A 1717-nucleotide genomic window follows, 5' to 3' on the forward strand; every position below is an offset into this window, starting at 1 on the left:
TTTTTTAACTCCTGCCACAGGCAAAAACCACTTTCCGCCCCCTTTCGGAAAGTGGTTTTTGGGCTTTCGCCATTTGGGGTTTGGGTTAGGGTTTTGTTGTATAATGAAAGGGCAACACAATTTATAGATAAACTTTTTTCTTTGGCTTAAAAAGCCGACTTGGAACAGTTTAGTTTATCTGAATTGTGTTGCACCAGGTCGGCTTTTTAAGTTTTAAAGGGGTAAAAATGGAAAAATATATCTTGTATGCTCGTAAATCTACGGACACAGAAGACAAGCAAGTTTTAAGCATTGACGCTCAACTTGCGGAACTCCGCAAGTTTGCGAGAGATAATAAACTTGTCGTTATTGACGAACTCATAGAAAAACAAACAGCCAAAAGCCCAGGGCGACCCATTTTCAGTTCTATGATTAAACGAATTGAAAACGGCGAAGCCAACGGCATTTTGGCGTGGCACCCCGACCGCCTTGCTCGCAACTCCATAGACGGCGGACAAATTATCTATTTATTAGACCAAACATCACTGAACTTTTTGCGTTTTCCGGTGTTTCAATTTGAGAATACCAGTCAAGGCAAGTTTATGCTCTCAATTATGTTTGGCCAGTCCAAGTATTATGTAGATAATTTGTCCGAAAACACCAAACGAGGGTTGCGAGCCAGAGTAAGAAGTGGCGATTTTCCAAGCCAAGCACCTTTTGGTTACTTAAATGACACCAGAACTAAAACTATTGTTTTAGACAAGCGGTATTCACCGCTTGTAAAAGAATTGTTTGAGCGTTACGCGCTTGGCGATCAAACAATGGAAAAACTTGCCTATTTCTTACAAGAAAATGGAGCAATAACATCGGGCGGAAAAACATTTAAGGACGATAAAGTTAAAAGTATTCTACAGAACCCTTTTTACTATGGGCATTTTCTGTATAAAGGCGAATTACATGAGGGTCACCACGCACCGATAATCTCAAAAGCCCTATATGATAAAGTTCAGCAAGTTATTGAAACTCGTGGGCATACCCAAAAGCAAATCAAGCCAACAACGCCATTTTTAGGGCTTTTAAGATGTGCGGAGTGCGGTATGGGCATAACGAGCGAAACAAAAACTAAAACCCAGAAAAACGGCAATTTTCACTCTTGGACATATTATCGCTGCTCTCGTAAGAAACGAGCCGTTAAATGCGTTGAACCGCCAATAAGGGAAAAGGATTTATTGCCACAACTTTCGGCACTTTTGGGCGAGTATGAGATGTCTAGCGAAATCTATACTTTTATGACCGACAAAATGGCACAAGACGAGCAAGCCGAAAGTGTGGGCAACATTTCTGTGATTGACGATTTGCGTTCGCAAATCTCACGCTTAAACGCTAAACAAAAGATTTTGCTAGATAGTTATTTAGACCAAGATATTGACCGCCAGACTTTTCTCACTAAAAAATTGGAGATTTTGAGCGAAAAGAAAAGTTTGGAGGAAAGTTTGGCAAACTTACAGACCAACCAATTTGCTTGGTTAGAACCTATGCGGAAATGGCTGGAAACCGCAAAATCTATCTGTTATTTGCGAGCAAATAACGATTTTGACGGACAAAAAGACGTTTTGTCTGAAATCTTTGGGTTGAACCTGTTTTTGAGCAACAAAACCCTAACCCAAACCCCAAATGGCGAAAGCCCAAAAACCACTTTCCGAAAGGGGGCGGAAAGTGGTTTTTGCCTGTGGCAGGA

1 protein-coding gene is annotated in these 1717 nt (G+C 40.9%); it reads left to right on the forward strand.

Annotated elements, in window-relative coordinates:
• Positions 1-227: 227 nt before the first annotated feature.
• Positions 228-1717 (forward strand): recombinase family protein (locus tag EOL86_14560; protein NCD26794.1); only part of this gene is annotated, 1490 nt, incomplete at its 3' end.

Source organism: Deltaproteobacteria bacterium, from assembly GCA_009930495.1.
Taxonomy (GTDB): Bacteria; Desulfobacterota; Desulfovibrionia; order Desulfovibrionales; family Desulfomicrobiaceae; genus Desulfomicrobium.